Annotated in this window: 31 protein-coding genes, 1 other RNA gene and 1 pseudogene; 15 read left to right on the forward strand and 18 right to left on the reverse strand. The window is 65.1% G+C overall.

The annotated features are described in order from the left end of the window. Window positions 1-72 precede the first annotated feature (72 nt). From VIR62_RS13825 to VIR62_RS13860, 8 genes are all read left to right on the forward strand, one after another. Complete coding sequence (locus VIR62_RS13825; protein WP_431872182.1) at window positions 73-2,427, forward strand: chemotaxis protein CheA; 2,355 nt, start codon at window positions 73-75, stop codon at window positions 2,425-2,427. Beyond that, the gene (locus VIR62_RS13830) at window positions 2,424-2,858 is read left to right on the forward strand and encodes a chemotaxis protein CheW (protein WP_431872184.1); all 435 of its coding nucleotides are present in this window, start codon (window positions 2,424-2,426) and stop codon (window positions 2,856-2,858) included. Before VIR62_RS13825 ends, VIR62_RS13830 begins: the two co-directional genes overlap by 4 nt. 67 nt (window positions 2,859-2,925) lie before the next feature. Beyond that, window positions 2,926-3,291 (forward strand): response regulator, encoded by a 366-nt coding sequence (locus tag VIR62_RS13835; protein ID WP_431872186.1) that lies wholly within the window; start codon window positions 2,926-2,928, stop codon window positions 3,289-3,291. Then, window positions 3,288-4,409: a chemotaxis-specific protein-glutamate methyltransferase CheB gene (cheB, locus tag VIR62_RS13840; RefSeq protein ID WP_431872188.1), complete on the forward strand. Its 1,122-nt coding sequence runs from the start codon at window positions 3,288-3,290 to the stop codon at window positions 4,407-4,409. The genes VIR62_RS13835 and cheB overlap by 4 nt, the downstream gene beginning before the upstream one ends. Continuing rightward, window positions 4,400-5,260 carry a CheR family methyltransferase gene (locus VIR62_RS13845; protein WP_431872190.1) on the forward strand — a complete coding sequence of 287 codons (861 nt, stop codon included), beginning with the start codon at window positions 4,400-4,402 and terminating at the stop codon, window positions 5,258-5,260. Before cheB ends, VIR62_RS13845 begins: the two co-directional genes overlap by 10 nt. A 49-nt stretch (window positions 5,261-5,309) precedes the next feature. Continuing rightward, the gene (locus VIR62_RS13850) at window positions 5,310-5,990 is read left to right on the forward strand and encodes an N-acetylmuramoyl-L-alanine amidase (protein ID WP_431872192.1); all 681 of its coding nucleotides are present in this window, start codon (window positions 5,310-5,312) and stop codon (window positions 5,988-5,990) included. A 46-nt stretch (window positions 5,991-6,036) separates the two neighbouring features. Next, window positions 6,037-6,414: RNase P RNA component class A (gene rnpB, locus VIR62_RS13855), an RNA gene on the forward strand. 56 nt (window positions 6,415-6,470) lie between these two features. Then, window positions 6,471-7,004, forward strand: coding sequence for a DnaJ domain-containing protein (locus VIR62_RS13860; RefSeq protein ID WP_431872194.1), 534 nt, complete (start codon window positions 6,471-6,473; stop codon window positions 7,002-7,004). Here the strand turns inward: VIR62_RS13860 and VIR62_RS13865 are convergent, their stop codons facing one another. From VIR62_RS13865 to VIR62_RS13910, 10 genes are read right to left on the reverse strand one after another with little or no spacing between them, the layout of a single operon-like run. Next, complete coding sequence (locus tag VIR62_RS13865) at window positions 7,005-7,448, reverse strand: PaaI family thioesterase (RefSeq protein WP_431872196.1); 444 nt, start codon at window positions 7,446-7,448, stop codon at window positions 7,005-7,007. Further along, window positions 7,445-7,852: a SufE family protein gene (locus VIR62_RS13870; RefSeq protein WP_431872197.1), complete on the reverse strand. Its 408-nt coding sequence runs from the start codon at window positions 7,850-7,852 to the stop codon at window positions 7,445-7,447. The genes VIR62_RS13865 and VIR62_RS13870 overlap by 4 nt, the downstream gene beginning before the upstream one ends. 57 nt (window positions 7,853-7,909) lie before the next feature. After that, window positions 7,910-8,143: a hypothetical protein gene (locus VIR62_RS13875; RefSeq protein ID WP_431872251.1), complete on the reverse strand. Its 234-nt coding sequence runs from the start codon at window positions 8,141-8,143 to the stop codon at window positions 7,910-7,912. 26 nt (window positions 8,144-8,169) lie between these two features. Then, on the reverse strand, window positions 8,170-8,481 hold the full coding sequence (locus tag VIR62_RS13880) for a hypothetical protein (protein ID WP_431872199.1): 312 nt from the start codon (window positions 8,479-8,481) through the stop codon (window positions 8,170-8,172). A gap of 14 nt (window positions 8,482-8,495) precedes the next feature. Further along, window positions 8,496-8,765: a hypothetical protein gene (locus VIR62_RS13885; protein ID WP_431872200.1), complete on the reverse strand. Its 270-nt coding sequence runs from the start codon at window positions 8,763-8,765 to the stop codon at window positions 8,496-8,498. A gap of 23 nt (window positions 8,766-8,788) precedes the next feature. Beyond that, on the reverse strand, window positions 8,789-9,082 hold the full coding sequence (locus VIR62_RS13890; protein ID WP_431872202.1) for a hypothetical protein: 294 nt from the start codon (window positions 9,080-9,082) through the stop codon (window positions 8,789-8,791). A 22-nt stretch (window positions 9,083-9,104) separates the two neighbouring features. Further along, window positions 9,105-9,491 (reverse strand): envelope stress response membrane protein PspC, encoded by a 387-nt coding sequence (gene pspC / locus VIR62_RS13895; RefSeq protein ID WP_431872203.1) that lies wholly within the window; start codon window positions 9,489-9,491, stop codon window positions 9,105-9,107. Beyond that, the gene (gene pspB, locus VIR62_RS13900) at window positions 9,488-9,778 is read right to left on the reverse strand and encodes an envelope stress response membrane protein PspB (RefSeq protein ID WP_431872205.1); all 291 of its coding nucleotides are present in this window, start codon (window positions 9,776-9,778) and stop codon (window positions 9,488-9,490) included. Before pspB ends, pspC begins: the two co-directional genes overlap by 4 nt. Window positions 9,779-9,783: 5 nt before the next feature. Then, window positions 9,784-10,464: a phage shock protein PspA gene (gene pspA / locus VIR62_RS13905; protein ID WP_431872207.1), complete on the reverse strand. Its 681-nt coding sequence runs from the start codon at window positions 10,462-10,464 to the stop codon at window positions 9,784-9,786. 54 nt (window positions 10,465-10,518) lie between these two features. Next, the gene (locus VIR62_RS13910; RefSeq protein WP_431872208.1) at window positions 10,519-10,677 is read right to left on the reverse strand and encodes a hypothetical protein; all 159 of its coding nucleotides are present in this window, start codon (window positions 10,675-10,677) and stop codon (window positions 10,519-10,521) included. Window positions 10,678-10,843: 166 nt separating this feature from the next. Here VIR62_RS13910 and pspF point away from each other — a divergent pair, with 166 nt between their 5' ends. The 3 genes from pspF to VIR62_RS13925 all read left to right on the forward strand — a co-directional run bounded on the left by pspF (window position 10,844) and on the right by VIR62_RS13925 (window position 13,401). Continuing rightward, complete coding sequence (gene pspF / locus VIR62_RS13915) at window positions 10,844-11,905, forward strand: phage shock protein operon transcriptional activator (protein ID WP_431872253.1); 1,062 nt, start codon at window positions 10,844-10,846, stop codon at window positions 11,903-11,905. A 131-nt stretch (window positions 11,906-12,036) separates the two neighbouring features. Then, window positions 12,037-12,585: a tetratricopeptide repeat protein gene (locus VIR62_RS13920; protein ID WP_431872209.1), complete on the forward strand. Its 549-nt coding sequence runs from the start codon at window positions 12,037-12,039 to the stop codon at window positions 12,583-12,585. 192 nt (window positions 12,586-12,777) lie between these two features. After that, the gene (locus VIR62_RS13925; RefSeq protein WP_431872211.1) at window positions 12,778-13,401 is read left to right on the forward strand and encodes a superoxide dismutase; all 624 of its coding nucleotides are present in this window, start codon (window positions 12,778-12,780) and stop codon (window positions 13,399-13,401) included. A 33-nt stretch (window positions 13,402-13,434) separates the two neighbouring features. Here VIR62_RS13925 and VIR62_RS13930 read toward each other — a convergent pair whose 3' ends face one another. The 7 genes from VIR62_RS13930 to VIR62_RS13960 are packed head-to-tail and all read right to left on the reverse strand — an operon-like array spanning window position 13,435 to window position 20,428. Then, on the reverse strand, window positions 13,435-14,211 hold the full coding sequence (locus tag VIR62_RS13930) for an ABC transporter permease (RefSeq protein ID WP_431872212.1): 777 nt from the start codon (window positions 14,209-14,211) through the stop codon (window positions 13,435-13,437). Next, window positions 14,208-15,143 carry an ABC transporter ATP-binding protein gene (locus VIR62_RS13935; RefSeq protein ID WP_431872214.1) on the reverse strand — a complete coding sequence of 312 codons (936 nt, stop codon included), beginning with the start codon at window positions 15,141-15,143 and terminating at the stop codon, window positions 14,208-14,210. Before VIR62_RS13935 ends, VIR62_RS13930 begins: the two co-directional genes overlap by 4 nt. A 29-nt stretch (window positions 15,144-15,172) precedes the next feature. Beyond that, window positions 15,173-15,778, reverse strand: a complete 606-nt coding sequence (ispZ, locus tag VIR62_RS13940) for a septation protein IspZ (RefSeq protein WP_431872216.1) — start codon at window positions 15,776-15,778, stop codon at window positions 15,173-15,175. Then, a complete protein-coding gene (gene ftsY, locus VIR62_RS13945; protein WP_431872218.1) occupies window positions 15,775-16,713 on the reverse strand; it encodes a signal recognition particle-docking protein FtsY in 939 nt (312 codons plus the stop codon). Before ftsY ends, ispZ begins: the two co-directional genes overlap by 4 nt. Next, window positions 16,710-17,945, reverse strand: a complete 1,236-nt coding sequence (gene mtaB, locus VIR62_RS13950; RefSeq protein WP_431872219.1) for a tRNA (N(6)-L-threonylcarbamoyladenosine(37)-C(2))-methylthiotransferase MtaB — start codon at window positions 17,943-17,945, stop codon at window positions 16,710-16,712. Before mtaB ends, ftsY begins: the two co-directional genes overlap by 4 nt. Next, window positions 17,942-18,745: a diaminopimelate epimerase gene (gene dapF, locus VIR62_RS13955; protein ID WP_431872221.1), complete on the reverse strand. Its 804-nt coding sequence runs from the start codon at window positions 18,743-18,745 to the stop codon at window positions 17,942-17,944. The genes mtaB and dapF overlap by 4 nt, the downstream gene beginning before the upstream one ends. Window positions 18,746-18,793: 48 nt before the next feature. Next, the gene (locus tag VIR62_RS13960) at window positions 18,794-20,428 is read right to left on the reverse strand and encodes a putative bifunctional diguanylate cyclase/phosphodiesterase (RefSeq protein ID WP_431872223.1); all 1,635 of its coding nucleotides are present in this window, start codon (window positions 20,426-20,428) and stop codon (window positions 18,794-18,796) included. A 228-nt stretch (window positions 20,429-20,656) separates the two neighbouring features. Between VIR62_RS13960 and ffh the strand changes: the two genes are divergently transcribed. From ffh to VIR62_RS13980, 4 genes and pseudogenes are all read left to right on the forward strand, one after another. Next, entirely contained in the window at window positions 20,657-22,135 is a 1,479-nt protein-coding gene (ffh, locus tag VIR62_RS13965; RefSeq protein ID WP_431872224.1) for a signal recognition particle protein, read from the forward strand. Window positions 22,136-22,160: 25 nt separating this feature from the next. Continuing rightward, window positions 22,161-22,622, forward strand: a pseudogene (gene rpsP / locus VIR62_RS13970) (30S ribosomal protein S16); the annotation flags it as partial. Window positions 22,623-22,829: 207 nt separating this feature from the next. Further along, window positions 22,830-23,315, forward strand: coding sequence for a ribosome maturation factor RimM (gene rimM / locus VIR62_RS13975; protein WP_431872226.1), 486 nt, complete (start codon window positions 22,830-22,832; stop codon window positions 23,313-23,315). Between the two features lie 110 nt (window positions 23,316-23,425). Next, complete coding sequence (locus VIR62_RS13980; RefSeq protein WP_431872227.1) at window positions 23,426-24,940, forward strand: serine hydrolase domain-containing protein; 1,515 nt, start codon at window positions 23,426-23,428, stop codon at window positions 24,938-24,940. On the opposite strand, the gene VIR62_RS13985 is transcribed toward VIR62_RS13980, so the two are convergent. Further along, window positions 24,919-25,881, reverse strand: a complete 963-nt coding sequence (locus VIR62_RS13985) for an NAD(P)/FAD-dependent oxidoreductase (RefSeq protein WP_431872229.1) — start codon at window positions 25,879-25,881, stop codon at window positions 24,919-24,921. The two genes, VIR62_RS13980 and VIR62_RS13985, sit on opposite strands and share 22 nt — an antisense overlap. Between the last annotated feature and the right edge of the window lie 34 nt (window positions 25,882-25,915).

The raw sequence follows: 25,915 nt of genomic DNA on the forward strand, positions 1-25,915 counted from the left end.
CTCGGCGAGTAAACGCCTCCTTTACCAACTCCTCTCCATAAGCGCTCCATCACCCGTTCCGGATGGGGCCCGATGGAAGACCTGATCAACGAATTCATCGCGGAAACGCGCGAGATGCTCGAGGCGTTGGGCGGCGAGATCGTCGCCTGGGAGGCTGAGCCCGACGACCGTGGTCGCCTCGACGAGATTTTCCGCTTCGTTCACACCGTCAAGGGCAATTGCGGCTTCTTCGATCTGCCGCGCCTGGAAGCGCTGAGCCACGCGGCCGAGGACGTCCTCGCCGATGTCCGGGCCGGCAAGCGCCGCGCCGATCCTCGGCTGGTCACCGCCGTCCTGGCGATCATCGACCGTATCGGCGAGCTCGTGCAGGCGCTCGAAACAGGAGAATCCATCTCCAGCAGCGACGACAACCAGCTTATCGCGGCCCTCAGCGAGACCGGCGACAGCGCCGCGCCGGAGCACGAAGCGGGCACCGGAGCGGTCATAGAGGCTCGCAAGAGCCTTCGCAGCATCAGGCTCTCCGTCGATTTGCTCGACCGCATGATGAGCGGCGTGTCGGACATGGTGCTCGCCCGCAACGAGCTCGCGCGCCGCCTGCGTGAGGCGCCGGGCAACCTGGCGATCGAATCCGCGTTCGAGCGGGTCTCGGGCTGCATCGCCGAGATGCGCGACGCGATCACCCGCACGCGCATGCAACGGATCGACAATCTCTTCGTCAGCCTGCCGCGCATGGTCCGCGACCTCGCCGCCGAGCTCGACAAGCAGGTGACTCTCGAAGTGGACGGCGGCGATGTCGAGCTGGACCGCGAGATGATCGAGATGATCCGCGATCCGTTGACCCACATCGTCCGCAACGCCGTCGACCACGGCATCGAGCCGTCCGATGAGCGGGTTAATGCCGGCAAGCCTCTCACCGGATCGCTCCGCGTCTCGGCGCGGCAATCGGGCAATCAGATTCTGATCGAGATCGTCGACGACGGTCGCGGCATCGACGGCGAGCGGCTGGTCCGCAAGGCCGTCGGCGCGGGGGTCATCAGCAGCGAGCAGGGGGAGCGGCTATCGCATGCCCAGCGCATCGCCCTCATCTTCCAGGCCGGCCTGTCGACGGCGCAGGAAGTCACCGCCATATCCGGCCGCGGCGTGGGCATGGACGTGGTCCGTGCCAATATCGAAAGGATCGGCGGGGTCGTCGATATCGAGAGCAAGTTGGGGCAGGGGGTGCGACTCACTCTTCGCGTTCCCCTGACGCTCACGATCATTCCCGCCCTCACTGTCAGCGTCGGGGGGCACAACTACGCCATTCCGCGCTCCGCGATCGAGGAGATCGTGCGCAGCAAGAACAACAGCGTGAAGATCGAATCGGTAGGCGGAGCCCGCATCGCGGGCATACGCGACAAGCGCATTCCGCTGGTGTCGCTGGGCGACATCCTCGGCGTCGAGGAAGGGAGCGAAATGGCCGATCAGAGCATGATCGTCCTGAAGCCCGCCGGAGGCGACGTCTATGCGCTCGCCGTCGATCTCGTGCACGATCATGAGGAGTTGGTGGTGAAGCCTGCGGCGCCCGTCGTCATGGCCACCGGACTCTATGCCGGCACCACGCTCGCCGACGATGGCAGTCCGATCCTTCTCCTCGATCCATCGGGCATCGCGGCATCGGCCGGTGTCGTCCTCGACCAGAACGAGATCGACAAGCTGACGGCTAAACCGGTGACGGAGCGGGCGACGGACGATGAGACGCCGGCCTTGCTCTTCCGCACGATCGAGGGCGCCAAACGCGTTATCCGTCTCGCGGTCGTGGAGCGCATCGAGGACATCCCTCCGGAAGCCATCAAGCGCAGCGCCGGGCGCATGCGCGTGGCGGTCGGCGGACGCATCCTCCCGCTGGCCGGCTGCAGCGAAAAGCCGGACGGGCCGATCCGTATCCTTCGCCTCTCTGACGGCGTCACCGAGCTCGCCTACGGCTTTGCCGAAGTGATCGACCTTGTCTCGCTGGGCCCGGATTGGCAGCCGGCAAGCTCCCTCGGCGAAGTTGGAGGCGTTACCCTGATCGGTGGCGACCAGGTCGAGGTGATCGACACCTACTGGCTGTTCGGCGCCCATGGCCGTGACGGCGCCGCCGAGGCGTCGAGGCCGGTCTGCGCGCTGCCGCGGGACGATGGCTGGATGGAGCATATATTGCGTCCGATCGTCGAAAGCGCTGGCTATCGCGTCGTCGCCGCCGACGAACCCCAGGCCGCGGAGGCGGACGTAGTGATCGCCAGCGCCGACGCGGAGATCGGTTCGGTGAACGGCGGCAAAGTGCTGAAGATTCGGGCCCATCTCGATCCCGCCAATGAAAATGACGACAGCATCTACCGCTACGACCGCGCCGGCCTGCTGAGCGCCCTCAGCACCCGCGCCGCGATCCGCAGGAAGGACGGGGAATGACGGAGCTTCTCCTCATCATCGCACTGGCCGGGCAGCGCGTCGCGATTCCCGCCGAAGACGTCGAGGCGGTCGTCGAAATAGAGGGCCTGACTCCGATCCCCCGAGCCGCCGATCATGTCGCCGGACTGGCGGCGCTGCGCAGCCGGGTCCTGACCGTGATCGACTGCTCGGCCTCGATCGGGCTCGGCCGTTCCTGCATCGACGGTCCGCGCGAGGCGATCGTCGTCGAGACGGACGGTCACCCCTATGCCCTGCTCGTCGAAACGGTCGAGGACGTGATCGAATTTTCAGGGAAGGTCCGCCCTGTGCGCACTTCGCTTGCCAGTGGCTGGCGGCGCGTCGCCAGGGGGATGGTCGAAGCGGGAGAGGACCTTCTGCTGCTGGTCGACACCCAGGCTCTACTGGCGGGCCCTGCCGCAGTAGCCGCCTGAGCGCCTTAACATAGTCATTACTAATTGCGGCTAGCCTTCACGGAGCGGCCGAAAAAGTGAGAGTGGAATGAAAAACTGTCTTGTCGTCGACGATTCCAAGGTAATCCGCAAAGTCGCGCGCCACATATTGGAAACGCTCAACTTCACTGTCGACGAGGCGGAGGATGGCCGCGAGGCTCTCTCCCGGATCGAGAGCAGTGTCCCCGACGTCGTCCTTCTCGACTGGAACATGCCCGTTATGAGCGGAATGGAGTTCCTTCGCACGCTCCGCCAGCAAAAGCTGGGCAGCCAGCCCAAGGTCGTTTTCTGCACCACCGAGAATGATGCCGCGCACATCCGCGCCGCGATCGATGCCGGCGCCGACGAATATGTCATGAAGCCGTTCGATCGCGAGACGCTGGAGAGCAAGCTGCAGATCGTCGGGGTCGTGTGACACAGCCCTTCGCGACGGTGCCGGCGCGCCCCGTCAGGACCAGCGATCAGACGCGCCAGGAGCCGACCATCCGGCTGATGATCGTCGATGATTCGCCGATCGCGCGCGCCGTCTTGTCGCGCATGTTGTCCGCCCACAAGGACTTCGAGATCGTCGCGCTAGCCGGCAATGCCAGCGAGGCGCTCGACGCTTTGAAAAGCGTCCGAGTGGACATCGTTCTCCTCGATGTCGAGATGCCCGGAACAAGTGGTCTTCAGGCCCTTCCCGAGATATTGAAACGCGGCCATGGTGCGCGCGTCCTGATCGTGTCCTCGATCTGCGAGCAGGGTGCCGAAGCGACCGTCAAGGCCCTGGCGCTTGGAGCGGCGGACACGCTCCCCAAGCCCGGCACCGGTAGTTTCGCCGGCCGCTTTTCGGAGGTGCTGGCCGAACGGCTGCGCCGGATCGGCCGGGTCGATCAGGCAAAGGTCGGCGGGGCCGCTGCCTTGGCTGCAGAAACAGTCGAAGTGGCGCTTCGCGCGATGCCGAATTCGTCTCTTTCCTGCCTGGCTCTCGGAGCCTCGACCGGCGGCCTCTATGCCCTTGGCGAGTTTCTGAAGGCGTTGCCGGGGCCCATCGGCGCGCCGATACTCATTACCCAGCATCTGCCCGATGTGTTCATGCCCTTCTTCGCGCGGCAGATCGCCGCCGCATCGGGGCGGCGCGCGCAGGTAGCGGTGGAGGGCATACCCCTCCAGGCGGAGCAGATATTCATCGCGCCGGGCGACGCGCATCTCTGCCTCGCCCGCGGCGGAAGAGGCGTGTGCGTCAGCCTCAGCCGAGCGCCGGCGAGCTCCGGCTGCCTGCCATCGGTCGACAACATGCTGTGGTCGGTAAGCGAAATCTACGGCAGGAACGGGCTCGGTATCGTGTTCAGCGGCATGGGCCGGGACGGGCTGGTCGGCAGCGCGCGACTCGTCGACAGCGGCGGGACCGTGCTGGTCCAGGATCAGCAGACCTCGGCCGTCTGGGGCATGCCCCGCGCGGTCGCGGAGGCGGGACTGGCCTCAGCCGTCCTGTCTCCTCCCGATCTCGCCGCGAGAATCGTCGCCCGCGTACGGGGAACGCCATGGAGGTGAATGACGCCTCCAGCCGCATCCTGGCGGGCTTGCTCGAAACCCGGACCGGCCAACAGCTGACGATCAGCCGCCGCTGGCGCATCGAGACGGCGCTGAAGGCGCTGATGCGAGAGCGCGCCATCGGCACGCTGGACCAGCTCATCGCCACCCTCGTCGCCGGCCGGGAACCCGGTCTCGCCGAAGAGGTGGTCGATGCGTTGCTCAACAATGAAACCTATTTCTACCGCGACCGCGCCCCGTTCGACCTGCTTCTGAACGGCGCCGTGCGACGGCTGGAGCGCACGCGAGCGGCCGAGAAGCGACTGAGCATCTGGTGCGCCGGCTGCTCGACGGGGCAGGAAGTCTACTCGCTCGCCATGGCTTTCGCCGAGGACTCCGTGCGGTGGCGCGGCTGGAAGATCGATATCATCGGAACCGATGTCTCGCGCGGCGCGATCGAGCGCGCGCGGACCGGGCTATATTCCCAGTTCGAAGTGCAGCGCGGATTGCCGGTGCTGCAGATGATCCGCTGGTTCGAAGAGGAAGAGGGCCAGCAGTGGCGCATCAGGCCGGAGATACGTGACTCGGTTCGCTTCCAGCACCACAGCCTGGCCGAACCACCGCCGCGCCCGGGCCGGTTCGACGTCATCCTCTGCCGCAACGTGCTTCTCTATTTCTCCAACGAGATGCGCCGTGCCGTGTTCGACAAGCTCGCCTCGGCGAGCGCAGCCGACGCCATATTGATGCTGGGCGCAGGCGAAACCGTCATCGGACAGACGGAGGAGTTCGTGTCCGACCCCGATCATCGCGGCCTTTATATGCGGCGCGAGCGCAGCGGTGTCGTCGAGCCGCGGCGGTCGAGCGTCGGCTAACGACCTCCGGACCCTTGACGCGCGCCCCGTTTTCGCGCGCAAAGGGCGCATGAACGGCATCATCGACTGTCCCTCGCCCAATTTCGATGAGCGCGCGCTGCCCGTCACGATGCTGGTGCTTCACTATACCGGCATGGTGGACGCCGCGTCGGCGATCGAGCGGCTGAGGGATCCGGAGGCGGGCGTCTCCTCCCATTATCTGGTCGCCGAGGACGGGCAGGTTCTGCGCCTGGTCGATGAGGACAAGCGGGCCTGGCACGCCGGCCGTTCCCATTGGCGAGGGGTGACCGACGTCAACTCCGCCAGCATCGGCATCGAAATCGTCAACCCGGGGCACGAGTTCGGTTATCAGCCCTTTCCCGAAGAGCAGATGGACGCGCTCGTCCCGCTCGTCGCCGATATCGTTCGCCGCCATGCCATTCCGCGCGCCAACGTCGTCGGCCATTCGGACATCGCGCCGGACCGTAAGCAGGATCCGGGCGAGCTCTTCGAATGGTACCGGCTGGCGAAGGTCGGCCTCGCGGTGCCACGGCCGGTCAGGAACCTCATCGACCCCAACTGGACCGACGCAGGCTTCCTGCTCGCCCTCGAACGCTACGGTTATGACGTGCGCGACCCGGCGGCGGCGACGACCGCGTTCCAGCGCCGGTTCCGGCCCGAGCTGGTGGATGGCGTGATCGACGGCGAGACCCGTGCCATCCTGCTGGGCCTCCTGCTCGGCAACGGCTGATTCGCGCATATTGGACAGCGGGCACGGAGTCGCTACATAGGCGGAGCCAGAGGGTCGGGCGGCCGCGGCTCGCGCAAGCGGGGCGAGGAAAGTCCGGGCTCCACGGAACGACGGTGCCGGGTAACGCCCGGCGGCCCCGGACCTGATCCGGGGTCAGGGACAGTGCAACAGAAAGAATACCGCCGGTCTTCGGGTCGGCAAGGTCGAAAGGGTGCGGTAAGAGCGCACCGCGCCTCCGGCAACGGCAGGCGGCACGGTAAACCCCACCGGGAGCAAGACCGAATAGGGGCGGCATAGGGGCCACGTTCCGGCTCGTCGCCCGGGTTGGTTGCATGAGGGGCGGAGCGATCCGCCTCCTAGAGGAATGGCCGCACAGGCGGGGAAACCCGCTGGACAGAACCCGGCTTACAGACCCTCTGGCATTACTTTCCGGGACGCGAGGCTGGCGCCGGCGACCCTTCAACTCTATCTGATGGCATAATGGCTAGAGCGACACGATCGAACGACTGGGGGTTTCCGCGCTGGCGCGGCTATGGCGGCAAGCGCGAGGCGGCCGAGGTGCGCCGGTGCGACCGCCATGGCTGCGACGAGCCCGGCGACAGGCCCGCGCCCAAGGCGCCCAACAAACCCGACCGCTGGTATTTCTGCGAGCGCCATGCCGCCGAGTACAATCGCAACTGGAACTATTTCGAGGGTCTGACGGCCGAGGAAGCGGCCGCCCGCGAGGCTGGCGAGCGGCGCGATTCCAAGGGTTTCGAGCAAGCGAGGCATTATGGCTGGGGAGGCCCCGGCGACGGCAGCCGAAGCCGCGACGAGATGCGCGCGCTGGACGTTCTTGAGTTGGAAGGCGATCCGGATTTCGAGGCGATCAAGGCCGCCTATCGCCGCCTCGCCAAGGCCAATCATCCGGATGTGGCCCCCGATGAGGAAGCGGCCGCCCGTTTCCAGGCGGTCCAGGCAGCCTATGACGTGCTTCGCAAGTCGGAGGAGCGCCGCGGCGCGCTGTCGCCCTAGCTACTCGGTGAACATGAAGGTCGCGGCCACATGGGCGACGGGATCGGCGTTGTCGCCATCGTGGGCGAGGCCGCGGACGAAGCCGACGCTTTTGGTGACCCGGTAGCATTCACCGCGGCCGATGATCGTCTTGCCGGGCGTGGCGGGGCGCAGGTAGTCGACCCTTAGGTCGAGCGTCGCCTGATGACGAAACTTGTCGAGCTTCACCCAGATGGCGAGGCTGGTCGCCATGTCCATCAGGCTGATGATCGGACCCGACGCGAGGATGCCGCTCTCGGCGACTCCGATCAGCTTCTCGTCATAGGGAAGGGCGAGCTCCACCCAATCCGGTCCGTGGTCATGATAGGCAATGCCCACCGCTGCGCCGTGCCCGACCTTGTCGGCATAGGACATGAAGAGCTTTGGATCGAAACCCTTCATGGTGCCCAGGTCAGGCCGGTTCATGCCTTCAGCCGCTCGGCCGTCCGGCGGATGAGCGCGATCATGTTGGGAATCCCCTGCGTCCGGTTGGAGCTTAGCTGGTTTCTGAGGTCGAACGGCGCCAGCGTGCCCTCGATATCGGTCGCAAGGATTTGCTCGGCGCTCCGATCCTGGACGGCAAGGAGAATCAGCGCCACGATGCCCTTGGTGATGGCGGCGTTGCTATCGGCCAGGAAGTGAAGGGTGCCGTCCTCGCGCTCGATCGGGTAGAGCCAGACCGCCGCCGAGCAGCCCCTGACCAGCGTCGCGTCGGTCTTGAGCGCGTCGGGCATCGGTTCAAAGTCGCGGCCGAGGTCGATCAGCAGCCGATAGCGATCATCGGCCTCGAGCAGCTCATAGTCCGCGAAAATGTCCGTGAGGGCAGTCATGCCATGCAGATAGTGTCGCTGTTCCGCTTCGTCACCTTCGGAAAATCGATCCGCGTCCTAGTGGTCCCTCAACAACTCGATCTCGCGTTCGAGACTGTGTTCCCTGTCGGTCGCGATCCTCTCGAGCACGGCGACACGGTCGCGCAGTGTCTTGATCTCGTCGCGCATCTTCTGTGCGTCGGGGTCGTCGGCGAGGCGGAGCTGCGTTCCGCCCGACTTATAGCGCGCCCTCAAAATCTGTCCCACGGTCGCGATCAGGACGATCGCCACCACCATCTCGAACGGACCCATCATCCTCTCCCGTCTGATCCTGTATATTAATTGGTCGGCCCGCGCAGGCTTTCAATCTCCTGCGTCAGGCGATGGCTGTCGTCGGTGACGATGCGTTCGACGGTGGCGAGGCGATCCTTCACCGCACCGAGCTCGGCGCGCAGCTGCGCATTTTCGGAGCTCAGAAGCTTGATCCGCTCCATCTGCTCATCGCTGTTCTTGGGATAGACGGCCTGACCCCAAGCGCCGTCGAGCGGGTAGCCGTTCTTGATGCGGAGCCAGGTGGTGAACACCCAGCCTGCGACACCGACGACGCCCACGAGGGCGACTACCGGAGCGAAATCAGCGAATGGGAACATCTTGAATCTCCCGTCTAATTGGCGCGCGGTTCGGCGCGCAGATCCTCGATCTCGGCCGCGAGGTCTGAACCCTTGTCGGTCGCGATGCGCTCAAGGACGCGCATGCGCTGCTCCAGCCGCTCGAGGTGGGCCGTCTGCGCGGCTGCCTTGTCGGCGGCGAGCACAGCTGCATGTTCGAGCTGCTTCTCCTTCAGCGCGGTCCAGCGCTTGAAAATGTCGTTGGCGACCCCCGCGATTACCGGCACGCCGACCACGATGACGAAGAATAAGACCCAGTTTTCCATGTGATCGCTCCCCTTTGCGCGCCTCAGCGCAGCTTTTCGATTTCGCGCGCGGTGCGCTCGGCCGGATCGGTGGCGATGCGCTCCAGCACCGCGATCCGCTCCTCCAGCCGGCTGACCTGGCCTTTGAGGCCCGCATTCTCGTTGGACAGAAGCTCGATCTGCCGGCCGGCGTCGGAGCTTTCGCTCTTCTCGGTCATTCCGCCCCACTCATTTTCGATCGGATAGCCGTGCTTGGCGCGGATCCAGCTTGTGATCAGCCAGGCCGCATAGGACATGGCGATGACGGCGATTACGAAAGCCGGGCTTCCCCAGGACATCTCTTTTCCCCTACTCTTGCTCTTAGCGCAGGCTTTCGATTTCCTGCGACAGCCGGTGATTGGAGCTGGTCACGTAAGTCTCCACGTCCGCCAGCCGGCGATCGATGTCGCGGAAGCGGGAACGGACGTCGCGAGCGGTGCGCCTCGGGTTGGCGCGCACGCCCTGCCAGAATTTCTTCTGCTCATCGTCCTGGCTGTAGAGTTCTCGGGGCTTCACCGGTGCCATCCACGCCGCCGCCCAATAGGCGATCAGCGTCCAGGGAAAACCGCCGACCAGCGTCAGGACCACGAGTCCGATCCTGACCACTGTGACGTCGATCCCGGTATAATCCGCGATGCCCGCACAGACGCCCGACCATTTCTTGTTCTGCTTATCCAGGTAGAATTTGGTGTGGCGGGGGGCGTTCATTTGCTGATCCTCCGGACGGGCTCTCTGTCCCGGTCCTCGATGCCGATGCTGGCCGGATCGCAGGCGATCTGGCGCCAGTTCGGGTTCTCCGCGGTCATGATGCGCTCGACGGTGCAGAGGCGGTCGTCGAGCCGGCGGGCGAGCTCGTGGAGCTCGTCGAGCAAATTCTCGTCCTCCGAGGTCAGCGTCGCCGCGCTCTTCCATCGCGTGATGTAGTGGAAGATCAGCCAGGGAAGGCCGAGGAAGAGGGTAGTGATCGCGATGGCGGGAATCAGGACGTCTTCCATGGCGATCAGCCTTCCTTCTTCGCGTCGCCGCTACGCGCGGCCTTCATCGCCTCGAGTTCGGCCTCGACCTTCTCGCTGTTCCTGAGCTCGGCGATCTCTTCCTCCAGCGTCTTCTGCGGCGCGCCGAGGCTCAGCGAATCGGCATGGCCTTCGGCAAAGTCGACCCGGCGCTCCAGCACGTCGAAGCGCGAGAAGGCCTCGTCGACCTTGGGACCCGCATACATTTCGCGCATGCGGACGCGGTTTTGGGCGCTTTCGAGGCGGTTCATGATCGCGTTCTGGCGGGTGCGGGCCTCGCGCAGCTTGGTTTGCAGCTTGGCGATGTCGCCTTCCGACGCACGGAGCGCGTCGTCTAGGACGGCGATCTCGGCCTTGAGGCTATCGCCCATGTCGGCGGCCTTCTGCTTCTCGACCAGCGCCGCCTTGGCGAGGTCCTCGCGGTCCTTGCTGAGCGCGAGCTCGGCCTTCTCGGTCCAGTTGTCCTGGAGCTTTTCGAGCTTGGCGATCTGGCGCCGCATTTCCTTTTGGTCGGCGATCGTCCGGGCGGCGGAGGCGCGGACTTCGACCAAAGTCTCCTCCATCTCCATGATGATCATGCGGATCATCTTCGCCGGGTCCTCCGCCTTGTCGAGAAGGTCGGTCATGTTGGCGGCGATGATGTCGCGGGTCCGTGAGAAGATACCCATGGGCTTAAGAACTCCTTGTATGTCGCTGTCGACGCCAGTCTACCATAGCACCAATCAGGCCAGGACCTCATGCGAAAGCGGAGCCTCGACGGTCTGGGCCGGCGCGATTTCAAGCGCGCGGGCCGGAGCGACGGCGGCGCCGACGAAGGCGGTGCTGAGCAATATGGCGCCGATGATGGAGGTGGCGATGTTCCTGATGTCGTTGCTGAGCATTATCTTACTCCCTGAACCGGGTTGATCCGATCCGCTCTGAGGCGGTTGCCAACTTTCTTTGCACCCATCGTGCCAAATCGGCGGAGTGGCCGAAAACTAAGGAAAATGAGCGGCGGGCCTCATATTTCACTTGCCAAGACGTGGCGTATTGTCCCAATTGTTGGGAATGGAGCGCAATACCCAGCTGGTCGGCCAGTCTTCCTCCTTTCTCGATGCGATCGAGCGGGCGAGCCGCGCCGCCCCGCTCGATCGGCCGGTGCTGGTGATCGGCGAGCGTGGCACCGGCAAGGAGCTGGTCGCCGAGCGGCTCCACCGCCTGTCCTCACGCTGGGACGGGCCGCTCGTCATCATGAACTGCGCGGCGCTTCCGGAAACCTTGATCGAGGCCGAGCTGTTCGGCCATGAGGCGGGCGCTTTCACCGGCGCCACCAAGGCCCGCGTCGGACGCTTCGAGGAAGCGGACGGCGGCACCCTGTTCCTCGACGAGTTGGGAACGCTGTCCAGCCCCGCCCAGGACCGGTTGCTGCGGGCTATCGAATATGGCGAGGTGACCCGTATCGGTTCCAATCGGCCGATCCGGGTGGACGCGCGCATCGTCGCCGCCACCAACGACAATCTGCCCAGGGCGGTCGACGAGGGGCGTTTCCGCGCCGATCTGCTCGACCGACTTTCTTTCGAGGTCGTCACCCTGCCGCCGCTGCGGCATCGCATCAGCGATATACCCGTTCTTGCCGACCATTTCGCCCGGCGCATGGCGCTGGAGCTGGCTTGGAATCAGTGGCCCGGCTTCAGCACCACCGCATCGTCGAGGCTCCTCTCTTACGACTGGCCAGGCAATGTCCGCGAGCTGCGCAACGTTGTGGAGCGCGCCGTCTATCGGTGGGAGGATCCTGAACGGCCGGTTGACGCGGTACAGTTCGACCCGTTCGAGTCGCCTTGGCGCCCCCTGCTCAACGACGACAAGCCCGCTTTGACCGAGCCGGAGCGGCGGGCCGTTCAGGCACCTCCGCCCGCCTCGGCTTATGATCCAGCGAGTTGCGCTGACTTCCGGCTGGCCGTCGCCGAATATGAAAAGGCCATCCTTGCGGCCGCGCTGGAGAAATGCCGCTGGAATCAACGCGCGGCGGCGACGGCCCTCCAGCTCAGCTACGACCAGCTACGCCACGCCATGAAGCGGCACGGAGTGATCGGAGGCGAGCGGCAATCGGCCGGGGCGGCGCGCGAGTAGCGGATTGCTTCGACATGGCTTTGGTCGAAACCGAAACGACCTTCGTCGAAACCCCGGAAGCGATGTCTCAATTCGTGCTATTCTAGCCCGGTCGGATTGTGTCCAATATCCGAGTAATCGAGGAGGCTATGATGATTGGCAAATTCCTCTGCGCCACCGCACTGGTCGCGGTCGCCGTACCCGCCGCGGCGGCCGTCACGGTCGTCGGAGGGAGCGCTGCCCAGTCCTGCTATGAGGCCGCGGCGTCGACCGTGGTGCTGAGCCACGACCTAGGTGTCTGTGACCGCGCCCTCTCTGAAGAGGCGCTGACCCGCTACGAGAGAGTCGCGACCCTGGTGAACCGCGGTATCCTGAAGATGAGAGACGGCCGCACGGATGCGGCGATCGTGGATTTCGATGCCGCGATCGCGGCGGACCCCGAACAGGCCGAGGCCTATCTCAACAAGGGTGTCGCGCTTTCCAAGAAGGACGGATGGGCGAACGCGCTGCCGCTCTTCACACTGGCGATCGAGAAGAAGACGTCCAAGCCGGCGCTCGCCTATTTCGGGCGGGGCGTCGCGCATGAGCTGACCGGCGACGTCCGGTCCGCCTATAATGACTACAAGATGGCGAGCACGCTCGAACCCGCATGGGATCGCCCGGTCGAGGAACTATCGCGGTTCACCATCAAGCGGAACTAGCCGCCGCTAATACAGAAAGGCCGGTCCCGCTCTGAGGCGCGCGGGACCGGGGTAAGCTTGCTTGTCGCCGGGTTCCGCGCCGGACCCGCGCGCATGATCGAGTGCTTCGTCTGCGCTGATTGAAAAAAATTTGCCCCTTTTCGCCGCCGTGGCGTTAGCTGCCTGTAACCCGAAAAACAGGAGATTCACGCCATGGCCTTCACGCTTCCCGACCTTCCCTTCGCAAAAGACGCCCTCGGCGACTATATGTCCGCCGAGACGCTCGACTATCATCACGGCAAGCACCACAAGGCCTATGTCGACAAGACCAACGGCATGGTCGGCGAGAAGGGACTGGAAGGCGTTTCGCTGATCGAGGTCGTCCGCGCCGCCAAGGAGAAGGGCGACAAAGGCCTGTTCAACAACAGCGCCCAGATCTGGAACCACAGCTTTTACTGGCAATGCCTCGCCGCGCCGCAGGGGCAGCGGCCGACCGGACGCTTGGCGGAGATGATCGACGACGCCTTCGGTTCGACCGACCAGCTCCTCGCCAAATTGAAGGAGGAGGCGGTTGGCCACTTCTCCAATGGTTGGGCCTGGCTGGTGCTCGACCGGGATAGCCTCAAGATCACGTCGCTCCACGATGCCGACACGCCGCTCGTTTACGAGGGCATGAGGCCGCTCCTGACGCTCGATGTCTGGGAGCATGCCTATTACATCGATTACCGCAACGCCCGGCCCGACTTTGCCGAGAAAGTGCTCGGCAATATCGTCAATTGGGAATTCGTCGCGCAGAACCTCGACGGCAACGGCGAGAGCCGGGCGAACCAGGGATGAAAATCCCTCCCCTCCCGTCTGCGGGAGGGGAGGCTAGCTCTTAAGCCTGTAGCCGGTCTTGAATATCCAGGCGACGATGCCGAGGCAGATGAAGAAGAAAGCGAGGGTGGCCGCCAGACTGATCCCCACGGCCACGTCCGATGTGCCGTAAAAGCTCCAGCGAAAGCCGCTGATGAGGTACACGACCGGGTTGAACAAGGTCACCGTCCGCCAGGGCTCCGGCAGCATTTCGATCGAATAGAAGGCGCCGCCGAGGAAAGTGAGCGGCGTCACGATCAGCATCGGGATGAAATTGAGCTGCTCGAAGCTCTTCGCCCAGATGCCGATGATGAAGCCGAACAGGCTGAACGTCGTCGCGATCAGCAGCAGGAAGGCGATCATCCAGACCGGGTGCAGGATCTGGATGGGCACGAACAGGCTGGCCGTCGCGAGGATGATGAGACCGAGCGCGATCGACTTGGTCGCCGCGGCGCCGACATAGGCCAGCACGATCTCCAGGGTCGAGACCGGAGCGGAGAGCAGCTCGTAGATTGTACCTGTAAACTTCGGAAAATAAATGCCGAAGCTGGCGTTGAAGATGCTCTGAGTGAACAGCGACAGCATGATCAGGCCCGGCACGATGAAGGCGCCGTAATCGACCCCGCCAATCTCCGTCATCCTGGAGCCGATCGCCGAACCGAACACGATGAAATAGAGCGACGTCGTGATGACCGGCGTCACGATGCTCTGCAGCCAGGTGCGGAGCGCCCGCGCCATCTCGAAGCGGTAGATGGCCCAGACGCCATAAGTGTTGAATGCCGCCACGCTCATTGCGCCGCCTTCCGCTCGCTCACAAGCCCCACGAAAATATCCTCCAGCGAGCTTTCGCGCGTGTGCAGGTCCTTGAAGCCGATGCCGGCGTCGCTCATCCGCCGCAGCAGCGACGGAATGCCGGTCCGGTCGGCATTCGCGTCGAACACATATTCCAGTTCGGCGCCGTCCGCCTTCAGCTCCAGAGGCCATTCGCCGAGTTCCGGCGGAATGCTGCTCATCGGATCGGCGAGGACGAGGGTGAGCTGCTTCTTGCCGAGTTTCTTCATGAGCTCGGTCTTTTCCTCGACCAGCACCAGTTCTCCGCGGCTGATGACGCCGACCCGGTCGGCCATCTCCTCCGCCTCCTCGATATAGTGGGTGGTGAGGATGATGGTCACGCCGCGTTCCCTGAGGCCCCGTACGAGCTCCCACATGTCGCGACGAAGCTCGACGTCGACGCCGGCCGTGGGCTCGTCGAGAAACAGGATTTCGGGCTCGTGGCTGAGCGCCTTGGCGATCATCACGCGGCGCTTCATGCCGCCGGAAAGTTCCATGATCTTGGATTTGCGCTTATCCCAGAGCGACAGGTCCTTCAGTAGCTTTTCGATATAAGCGGGGTTCGGTGGGAGGCCGAAGAGGCCGCGGCTGAAGGTGACCGTCGCCCAGACCGTCTCGAACGCGTCGGTGGTCAACTCCTGCGGCACCAGCCCGATCTTCGAGCGCGCCTGCTTGTATTCGCGCCCGATGTCGTGCCCATCCGCCTTCACCTCGCCCGAGCTCGGCTTGACGATGCCGCAGACGATGCTGATGAGCGTCGTCTTCCCCGCCCCGTTGGGGCCCAGCAACGCGAAAATCTCCCCTTTTTGGATATCGAGGCTGACATCCTTCAGGGCCTCCAGCCCGGAGGCGTAGCGCTTGGTGAGGTGGGAGACGGAAATTACTGGTGGCATAAACACTCCCCCGAAACTCTAAATAATACTCAGCCCTGCGGCGGGATGGGCGGCTCTTCCTTGACCTCGGCGACGCTGAAGCCGTGGCGCAGCAGCATCGGGATGTTCGCCATGGCAAAGGCCATGGATAGGGCCGTCACGCCCCAGACCTTCACGGTCAGCCATGTTTCGAAGTTGAGCCAGGCGCGCAAGACTTCGTTGAGCACCGCCATCGCGGCGAAGAATATCGCCCAGTTGCGCGACAATTTGAGCCAACCGGTTTCGTTCAGCCCTTCGAAGATCGGCCCGAAGACATAGCGGAGCAGCGGCCTTCGCGCCGCAAGGCCGGCGAAGAGCAGGACCGCGAAGCCCGCGTAGATGATCGTGGGCTTGAGCTGGATGAAGCTCGGATCATTGAGGTAGATCGTCAGGCCGCCGAAGCCGACGACCAGTATGGCCGAGATCCAGGTCATCGGCGAGACCCGCTTCAGCACGATCACCGACACGACGAGCGCGACGACGATCGCCGCCATGAATACCGCGGTCCCCATGAAGATGCCGGTAAATTTGTAGGCGATGAAGAAAGCGAGCAGCGGTCCGAAATCCAGCGCGAAGCTGAGACCCGCATGTGGCTTGGCTTTGGTTGTCGTGTTCATGCGTCGCTCTTCTGCGGGGCGCCTGCGATGGCGCGGGCGGCGTCATCCGCGTCGAAGGGGCGGAGGTCGTCCAAGCCTTCGCCGACGCCGATGGCGTGAATGGGAAGACCAAATTGCTCGGCCGCCGCGACGAGGACGCCGCCGCGCGCCGTGCCGTCGAGCTTGGTCATCACAAGGCCGGTGACGCCGGCAACCTCCTTGAACACCTCGATCTGGCCGAGCGCGTTCTGACCGGTAGTGGCGTCGAGCACGAGCACAACATCGTGCGGCGCCGCCGGATTGAGCCGCCCGAGTACGCGGCGGATCTTGGCGAGCTCGTCCATCAGGATTTTCTTGTTCTGCAGCCGGCCCGCCGTATCGACGATAAGGACGTCGATACCTTCCGCGGTCGCCTTCTTCACGCCGTCGAAGACGATGGCGGAAGGATCGCCGCCCTCGGGGCCGGTGATGATAGGCACGCCGACGCGGTCGGCCCAGATCTTGAGCTGGCCGATGGCGGCGGCACGGAAGGTGTCGCCGGCGGCGAGCAGCACGCCGTAATCCTGCTCCAGAAACAGGTGGGCGAGCTTGGCGATAGTGGTGGTCTTGCCGGAGCCGTTGACGCCGACGACCAGGATCACCTGCGGGCGCGGGAAGGCGTCGATCTCCAGCGGCGTGGCCACCGACGCCAATATCTTCGCCAGCTCCTCGGCGACGATTTCGCGCACGCCGAGTTCCGTAAGGCTGCGCTCGAACCGCTCGCGCGACAGCCGGTCGCGGACCTTGGCCGCCGTCGCGGGGCCGAGGTCGGAGGCGATCAACGCTTCCTCAATCTCGTCGAGTGTTTCGTCATCGAGAGCGGCTTTGGTGAAGAGGCCGGTGAGATTGTCCCCCAGCCTGTCCGATGTCTTCTTGAACCCGCCGCGCAGCCGCTCGAGCCAGGGAGTCTCGCTCAAACCGCGTCTCCGATCAGCATGTCGTTTTCGAGGGCGATGACGTTCACGGTCGCGATGTGGCCCACCGCCGCGCCCCCGGCAACCCGGACGGGCGCGAAATTTTCGGCGTGGCCCAAACCGTCCTTGCGCTCGACCAGCACATTCTGTCTCGTCCCGACGAGGCTCTGAAGCCACAGTGTCTTGCGACGCGCCGTAGCAGCACGAAGCCGCCTTGCCCGCTCCTTGATCGCCGCATGAGCCACCTGCGGCATGCGTGCCGCGGGCGTTCCCCTCTTGGGTGAATAGGGAAAGATGTGACCCATGACGATATCGCACTCGTCGATGAGGCGGAGGCTGTTCTCGGCCATTTCCTCGGTCTCGGTGGGGAAACCGGCGATGAGGTCGGCGCCAATCGCGATGTCCGGCCGCCTGGCCTTGAGCCTTGCCACGGTCTCTATCGCGTTCGCGCGATTGTGACGCCGCTTCATCCTCTTGAGGATCATGTCGTCGCCGGCCTGGAAGCTCATATGGAGGTGCGGCATGAAGCGCGGTTCATCGCAAATGACCTTCTCCAGCCGCTCGTCGATTTCCACGCTGTCGAGCGAGGACAGGCGGAGGCGGGGCAGGGTGGGGACGTATTTCAATATACGCTCGACCAGCCGGCCGAGGGTCGGGCGGCCGGGAAGGTCGGGGCCGTAGCTGGTGACGTCCACGCCCGTCAGAACGACCTCCCGATGGCCCTCGTCGACCAATGCCTTGATCTTGTCGACGACGAGCCCGGCCGGGACCGAGCGGCTGTTTCCGCGTCCGTAGGGGATGATGCAGAAGGTGCAGCGATGGTCGCAGCCATTCTGCACCTCGACAAAGGCGCGCGTGCGCTCCGAGAAGCCGGTGACGAGATGCGGGGCGGTCGTCTGGACCGCCATGATATCGGAAACCCTGGCTTCAGCTTCATCTGTGAAACTGGTCGCGTCGAACTTTTCCCGGTTGCCGAGCACCCGGCTCACCTCCGGCATTCCGGCGAACGTCTCGGGCTCGACCTGAGCCGCGCAGCCGGTGACGAATACCCGCGCTTCGGGCCGGGCGCGCTTGGCCCTGCGGATCGCCTGCCGCGTCTGGCGCACCGCTTCGTTGGTGACGGCACAGCTGTTGACGATGATGAGGTCGTCCTCGTCCGCCGCGAGGTGCCGCATTGCCACGCTCTCGGCGGCATTCAGGCGGCAGCCCAGGGTGATCACCTCGGGGCCGCTCATCCCAGGGTTTCCAGATCTATCTCACCGGTGAAGACGTGCGTCGCTGGGCCGGACATGCGGATGCGGCCGCCCGGTTCCCAGTCCACGGTCAGCGAGCCACCCGGAAGCCGCACCTCGACGGGGCGCTGGACCATATGCCGCCGGATGGCAGCCACCGCCGTCGCGCAGGCGCCGGTGCCGCAGGCCCGGGTGAGACCCACGCCCCGCTCCCAGACGCGAAGCCGAATGACGCCGTCCTTGACGGAGGCGATGTTGACGTTGACCCGCTGGGGGAAGAGAGGATCATTCTCGATCAACGGCCCGAGGCGTTCCAGCTCGACGGCATCCGCGTCATCGACGAAAAAGACGATGTGCGGATTGCCGACATTGACCGCGACCGGCTCCCGAAGCCCGTCCCAACCCACCGGCAGCGCCGACGTGTCCAGGGGGTAAGCGAGGGGGATGTCGTCCCACCCGAAGCGGGGTTCGCCAATGTCGACGGTGGCTCCATCGTCATGGGCCGCCGCGCCGATGACACCGCCCGTGGTCTCGATCCGCGCACCACCCCCTGCGAGCAGGGCGACGCAGCGGGACGCGTTGCCGCAGGCTTCGACTTCGCCTCCGTCCGCGTTGAAGATGCGCATCTTCATGTCCGCCGCTTGCGAAGGCTCGATGAGGATGAGCTGGTCGCAGCCGATGCCCGTCTTGCGGTCGGCAATATGGCGGGCCCGCGCGCTATCCATCTCCAGTGGCGTTTCGCGCGCGTCGAAGATGACGAAATCGTTGCCGAGACCATGCATTTTGTGAAAGCGGCGCTTCATCGCCCGCGCGATCTAGTGGGCGGCGGCTTCCAAGTCCACCATGCCGTGTCAGCGCGTCCGGCGCGTCCGGTCGCGATTGTTCATCCGCCGCCTCTGCGGCTCCTCGCCCCGGCGGACGGGAAGCAGGTTCCGCTCGGCCAGCAGCCTTCGCACGGCATCGGCGGGCATTGGGCGTCCGAACATCCAGCCCTGCCCCTTGTAGCTGCCGATCGATCGCAGCCGAGCTTCGATAAGCTCGTCCTCGATCCCCTCGGCCGTCACGGCGAGGTGGAGGCTTTCGGCTAGCCGGGTGATCGCGGTGACGATGGCGGCGCTCTCCGGGTTGTCGTTGATCGAGGAGACGAAGCTGCGGTCGATCTTGATCCGGTCGAAGGGAAGCGCGCGAAGATGGGCGAGCGACGAATAGCCGGTGCCGAAATCGTCGAGGGCGATGCGGATGCCCTGGTTCTTGAGGCTGCCGATGATCGACTGGGCGAGGCCGAGATTCTCGAACAACGAGCTTTCCGTGATCTCGACTTCCAGCCGCTCTGCGGAAAAGCCGGTTTCGACCAGCAGCTTCAGCAATTTCTGGGCGAGCCAGGGGTCTTTCAGCTGCGAAGGGGAAATGTTGACCGACAGGGTCAGCTGCGGATCCCAGCCGCGTGCTTCTTCGAAGGCCTGACGCATCACCGACATGGAAAGATCGCCGATCAGGCCGCATTCCTCGGCGACGCCGATGAACTCGTCGGGCAGGACGATGCCTCGCTCCGGATGCTGCCAGCGCGCGAGCATCTCGAAACCGTGGAGGCTGCCGCTGACAAGGTCGATCTGCTGCTCGAAATATGGGAGGAACTCGCCGTCGGGAATGCCGCGGCGGAGGCCCGCTTCGATGGCGTTGCGGCTCTGCAATTCCCGCTCCATGCTGCCGTCGAACCAGACATAGCGACTGCGGCCCAGCTTCTTCGCCGCGTGCATCGCGATATCGGCGCGGCGGAGCAGGGCGTCGACGCTGCCGCAATCATGGTCCGACCGCGCGATCCCGACGGATGCGCTGACATGGGTGTGAACGCCGGCGAGATCGAACGGCTTGCCGAGCCGTTCGACGATATAGTCGGCGGTCGCCTCCACCGCCGTCGCCCGGTCCGGATCGAATGGGAAGGCGACGGCGAATTCGTCACCGCCTATCCGCCCGCCCGCCGCGCCCACGGGCAGCGCCTTCTGGACGATGTCGGCGGTCGCGCGAAGGAGGTTGTCCCCGGTGAGATGGCCGTGGACGTCGTTGATCGTCTTGAAGCCATCGAGGTCGATGATCATGGTCGCCACGGCCCGCCGCTTCTGGGCGGCGGTCAAAAGAAGGTCTTCGATGGCGTCGCCCAGAGCGCGGCGGTTGAAGAAACCGGTCAGCGGATCGGTGGAGGCAAGCGTCTGCGCGCGCCGTTCGGCGGCGGTGCGCTCGATGACCTCGCGCCTGACGTCGCTGTAACGGCGGACCCCGTAGATGGTGAGGGCGACGTTGAGCAGCAGCAGCCCGATGACGAGGCCGCTATTGTCGGCGCCCAGCCGGAGCAAATGCTCCTTCAGCGCCTCTAAATAATAGTTGCCGAACGCGGCCAGGATCAGGAGAGCGCTCACCGCGATGCCGATGATCACGAAATCGGCGTTGTCGCGGCGGTCTTGCCTCTCCCTCGAGAACATGCTCGCCATATTAGTCCCGTTTCTCCCGTCCGCGAGCCCTCTGGTTTAGGGCGGCGGGCGTGAAAATGCGGTTAAGCCGGGGCGCGGTCTTGCCTTCGCTTGCCCGCGCCGCTATGCGCGCCCACATCCTGTTCACCGAATGGGTATGAGCTTGAAGCGCCCGAGGGCGCGCGCTGGCCGGCGAGGTTTCGCCCGCCGGCGCTTTCGTGTTTGGACGATGAGGCGAGGAAGGCGAGCATGTTCGAGAGTCTGAGCGATCGCCTAGGAGGCGTGTTCGATCGCCTGCGCGGCCGCGGCGCCTTGAACGAGGCCGATGTCCGCGCCGCCATGCGCGAGGTGCGGATCGCGCTTCTCGAAGCTGACGTCGCGCTCCCCGTCGTCCGCGAGTTCGTCGACAAGGCGACGGATAAGGCGATCGGCCAGCAGGTGCTGAAGTCAGTCACGCCCGGCCAGCAGGTCGTCAAGATTGTCCACGACGCGCTGGTCGAGATGCTAGGCGCCCACGCGTCCGACCTCGCCATAGACGTCACGCCGCCGGCCGTCGTCATGATGGTCGGCCTGCAGGGTTCGGGCAAGACCACCACCACGGCCAAGATCGCCAAGCGGCTCTCCGACAGGGAGCGCAAGAAGGTGATGATGGCGTCGCTCGACGTCGCTCGCCCGGCGGCCCAGGAACAGCTCGCGGTCCTCGGCACCCAGGCCAACGTTGCGACGCTGCCGATCGTGCCCGGTCAGCAGCCTGTCGAGATCGCTCGCCGCGCGCTACAGTCGGCCAGGCTTCAGGGCTTCGATGTCGTCCTGCTCGATACGGCGGGCCGCCTTCACGTCGACCAGGCGCTGATGGACGAGATGAAGGCGGTCGCCGACGTGTCGAGTCCTCAGGAAATCCTGCTCGTGGTCGACGCGCTCACCGGCCAGGACGCCGTCAACGTCGCCAAGAGCTTTTCCGAGCAGGTGGAAATCACCGGCGTCGTCCTCACCCGTCTCGACGGCGACGCCCGCGGCGGCGCGGCGCTGTCGATGCGCGCCGTCACCGGCAAGCCGATCAAGTTCGCCGGCGTCGGCGAGGGCATCGACAAGCTCGAAGGCTTCCATCCCGAGCGGGTTGCCGGCCGCATCCTCGGCATGGGCGACGTCGTCAGCCTGGTCGAGCGCGCCAGCGAGACGATCAAGGTCGAGGAGGCCGAAGCCCTCGCCCGGAAGATGGCGAAGGGCCAGTTCGACCTCAACGACCTGCGCAACCAGCTGCTGCAGATGCAGCGCATGGGCGGCCTCGGCGCCTTGGCCTCGATGCTTCCGGGCATGAAGAAGGTGGCCGGCGTTGCCCAGCAGGCGCAGGACGACAAGACCCTGCAGCGGCTCGACGCGATCATCGGTTCGATGACGCCGAGGGAGCGTTCCAAGCCCGAGTTGATGAACGCCAAGCGCAAGATCCGCGTCGCCAAGGGATCGGGCACGACGGTGCAGGACGTGAACCGTCTCCTGAAGATGCATCAGGAAATGGCGACGACCATGAAGAAGATCAAAAAGATGGGCGGGCTCGGCAAATTGGGCGCCCTGTTCGGCGGTGGCGGAGCAGGAGGCCCGGGCGGCATGATGGGTGGTCTTGGCGCCGGCGCCGGCGCTCCACCCGCCGGACTTCCGGGACTGCCCGGAGGCGCCGGCGGCCAGCCGTTCAACCTCCCGCCCGGCTTCGACAAATTTATCAAGAAATAAGCATAAACTCAGAAAGGACTTAACAATGGCAGTTGCAATCAGGCTCGCGCGCGGTGGCGCGAAGAAGCGTCCCTACTACAAGATCGTCGTCACCGATTCGCGCAATGCGCGCGACGGCAAGTTCATCGAGCGCATCGGCAGCTACAACCCGCTGCTTCCCCGCGACAGCGAAGAGCGCGTGAAGATCGACGCTGATCGCGCCAAGCATTGGCTGTCGGTCGGCGCTCAGCCGTCTGACCGCGTCCTTCGCTTCCTCGATCAGGCCGGCCTGATGGAACGCCCGGCCCGCAGCAACCCGAAGAAGGGCGAGCCCGGCGAGAAGGCCAAGGAGCGCGCCGAGGAGCGTGCCGCCAAGGAAGCCGAAGCCGCCGCCGCCCCGGCTGAAGAGCCCGCCGCTGAGAAAGCGCCGGCCGAGGAAACCGTCGCCGAGGCGGCTCCCGCTGAGGCCGCCGCCGAGGAAGCTCCCGTCGAGGAAGCTCCCGTCGAGGACGCTCCCGCTGAGGAGGCTCCCACTGAGCAGGCTCCGGCTGAGGAGGCTCCGGCCGAGGAGGCCACCGCCGAGGAAGCGCCTGCCGCTGAGGAGGCGACTCCGGCCGACGAAGCCGTCAACGAGGGCGAGTCCGCCGCCGCTCCGGCTGAAGGCGCCGAAGAGGCCGCTCCCGAGGAAGGTGCGGAAAAGGCTGAGGGCTAAGCCTTGGCCGATCAGCCGGTCACTCTCGCCGCCATTATCGGTGCTCATGGCATCGGCGGCGAGGTGCGGCTGAAGCTGTTCGCGGAAGGCCCGGAAAGCCTGGCCCGTCACAAGACGGTGCATGTGGGCGACCGGACGCTGACGCTGAAATCGGTGAAAGCGGGCGGTGGCGCACCCATCGCCCGCTTCGCCGAAATCACCGACCGGGCCGCCGCCGAGGCCTTGAGAGGCGAGCTCATGACGGTCCATCGCTCGGCCCTGCCGCCGCTGGAGGCGGGCGAATATTATCATGCCGACCTGATCGGCCTTCCCTGCCAGGATGCCGAGGGTCATCCGCTCGGTACCGTCGTCGCCGTCGAGAATTTCGGCGCGGGCGACATTCTCGAAATCGAAAAGCCGGGCGGCAAGACCGCCATGGTCCCGTTCCGGAAAGGCATTGCCGACCTGGCCGAGGGCAGGATCATCGTCGATCCCGAATTTCTCGCCTAAGACAATCGAGAACCGGCTCATTTCTCCCTGATGAGCGGCTGCGCCTTGTAAATCCGCAAATCCGACCTGTAAGGTAGCTGAAGGCGCGCCTTTATCAGCAGGGGACGGGAATGCGGGTCATAGGCAGCGTGCTGGCCGTGGCATTTCTTGTCGTCGCCCCTATAACCCCGGCAAGGGCGGCCGAGCCGATGCCCGCCGCGATCGCGCCGGTTCTGCCCGAAATCGATACGGCCTTTGCCAAGTTCCAGCGCGACAGCCATTCACCCGGCCTTGTCTACGGCATCGTCGCCGACGGTCGTCTGGTTCACGTCAAGGCATTGGGCGTGCAGGACATAGAGGCGCGCCGGCCCGTGACCGCGGATAGCCTGTTCCGCATCGCCTCGATGACCAAGGCGTTCACCGCGCTCGTGATCCTGAAGCTGCGGGACGAGGGAAAGCTCTCGCTGGACGACCTCGCCGAACAATATGTGCCGGAGATGCGGGACTGGCGTTATCCGACCGCGGATTCGCCGCGTATCCGGATCAGCGATCTCCTCACCCACACCGCGGGCTTCGTCACGGACAACCCGTGGGGCGATCGCCAGCAGCCAATGCCGCAGGCCGAGTTTACGGCCATGCTGGACGAAGGTGTGCTCTTCAGCCGCGCCCCCGGCACCGCGTTCGAATATTCCAACTTCGGCTACGCCCTCCTTGGCCGGATCGTCTCCAACGTCTCCGGCATGCCCTATAACGCCTATGTCGAGCAGGCGCTGCTTCGCCCGCTCGGCATGACGTCGACCGGCTTCGAGGTGTTGAAATCGCCCGTCGAACGGCGGGCGATTGGCTATCGCTGGGTGGACGGCGCCTGGGTCGAGGAGCCGACAATGGCCGATGGCGCCTTCAATTCGATGGGCGGGCTGCAAACCAGCGCCAACGATTATGCGCGCTATGTCGCCTGGTTGCTGTCCGCCTGGCCGGCCCAGGACGGACCGGAGACAGGGCCGCTGAAGCGTGCGAGCATCCGCGAGCTTGCGGAGGGCTCGAATTTCGTGCGCGTAGTGCATCAGCGCCGCATGGGCGACGGCACCGAATGCCCTGTCGTCAACGCCTATGGCAAAGGCATGAACGCCTCGGTGGATTGCGAGCTCGGCCTGGCGCTCAACCACAGTGGCGGCTATCCCGGCTACGGCACCTATGTGTTGCTGCTTCCGGAGCACGACGTCGGCCTTTTCGCCTTCAGCAACCGCACCTATGACGCGCCCCGCGGACCGATATGGGATGCCGCCATCGCGCTCGACGAAGCCGGCGCTCTTAAAGGGCGCCGGCATCCGGTAAGCCCGATGCTCGCCGCCGGCTACGAGGCCGCGGCGGCCATCTATCGCGCCGGCGATGTCATGGCGGCCGAAGACCGGCTCGCCATGAATTTCCTGATGGACAGATCGGCCGAAGCCTGGCGCGGGGACCTCGCCGCCCTGAAGGAAAAGACCGGAAGCTGTGCCACGGAAGCTCCAATCAATCCGACGGGAAACATGTCCGGCACCTTCACCTGGCGCTGTGATCGCGGCCGGCTTGAGGGGGAGGTGCTGCTGGCGCCGACCCGGCCGGCCGCCATTCAGGAACTGACTTACTCCATCGCCGAACCCTGACTCTGCGATTCTAAATCTTTCGCGCCTCGGATCAACGGCTTCACTTTCGTCAGATCGTTGCGGATCGTGGTCGCCGCGACGCCGCCATGGCCCATGGCGTGGCTGATCTGGTCCAGCCCCTGCACCACGTCGCCCGCCGCGTAGAGGCCGGGCACGTTGGTGCGCTGGTGTGCGTCGACGAGGATGCAGCCGCTGTCCGACAGCTTCGCGCCCACCATTTCGGCGAGGTCGGAATGGGTGTCGGAGCCGAGCGCCGGATAGACGCTGTCGAAGCGATGCGTGCCTTCGGCCGTCTCGACGAAGATCGTGTCCTCGTCGACCCCGACCGCCCGGCAGGGGCCGTCGACGGTGCGGATGCCGAAGCGCTCCAGCTTTTCCCAATCCTTCTGGCGAAGCGCCATCGCCTTGTCGGGCGCGATGAGGGTGACATCCGCCGTATAGCCGCGCAGGAACAGGGCCTCGGCGACGCCGTGGCTGTCGCTGCCGATCACGCCGACTTTCCTGTCGGTGACTTCGTACCCGTCGCAGATCGGGCAGTAGCGGATGAGGCCATCGGCCAGCGCCTTGTCGTGCAGCGCCTCGTCCATTGACGGGCGGCGATTCCTGACACCGGTCGCGACGAGCACGCTCCGCGCCTCGGCCTCGCCTTCACCCCATTGCGCCTCGAAACGGCCTTCGACCCTGTCCAGGCGTGTCACGCGGCCGCTCTCGATGGAGACGCCATATTTCTGGGCCTGCGCCCTCATCCTGTCGATCAGTTCCTGTCCGGTGATGCCGTCCGGAAACCCGGCATGATTGCGCGTGCAGGGAATGAGACTCGCCCGGCTCATCCCCGCATCCACCACTTTCACCTCGAGATGAAAGCGCGCGAGATAAATCGCCGCCGTCAGCCCCGCCGGTCCGCCGCCGATGATGAGGCAGTCATAATCGGGTTCGCTCATGCGCGCTTAGCGCGGCCGAAGCGCGTTGGTTCCG

This window comes from Allosphingosinicella sp. (genome assembly GCF_036570505.1).
Taxonomy (GTDB): Bacteria; Pseudomonadota; Alphaproteobacteria; order Sphingomonadales; family Sphingomonadaceae; genus Allosphingosinicella.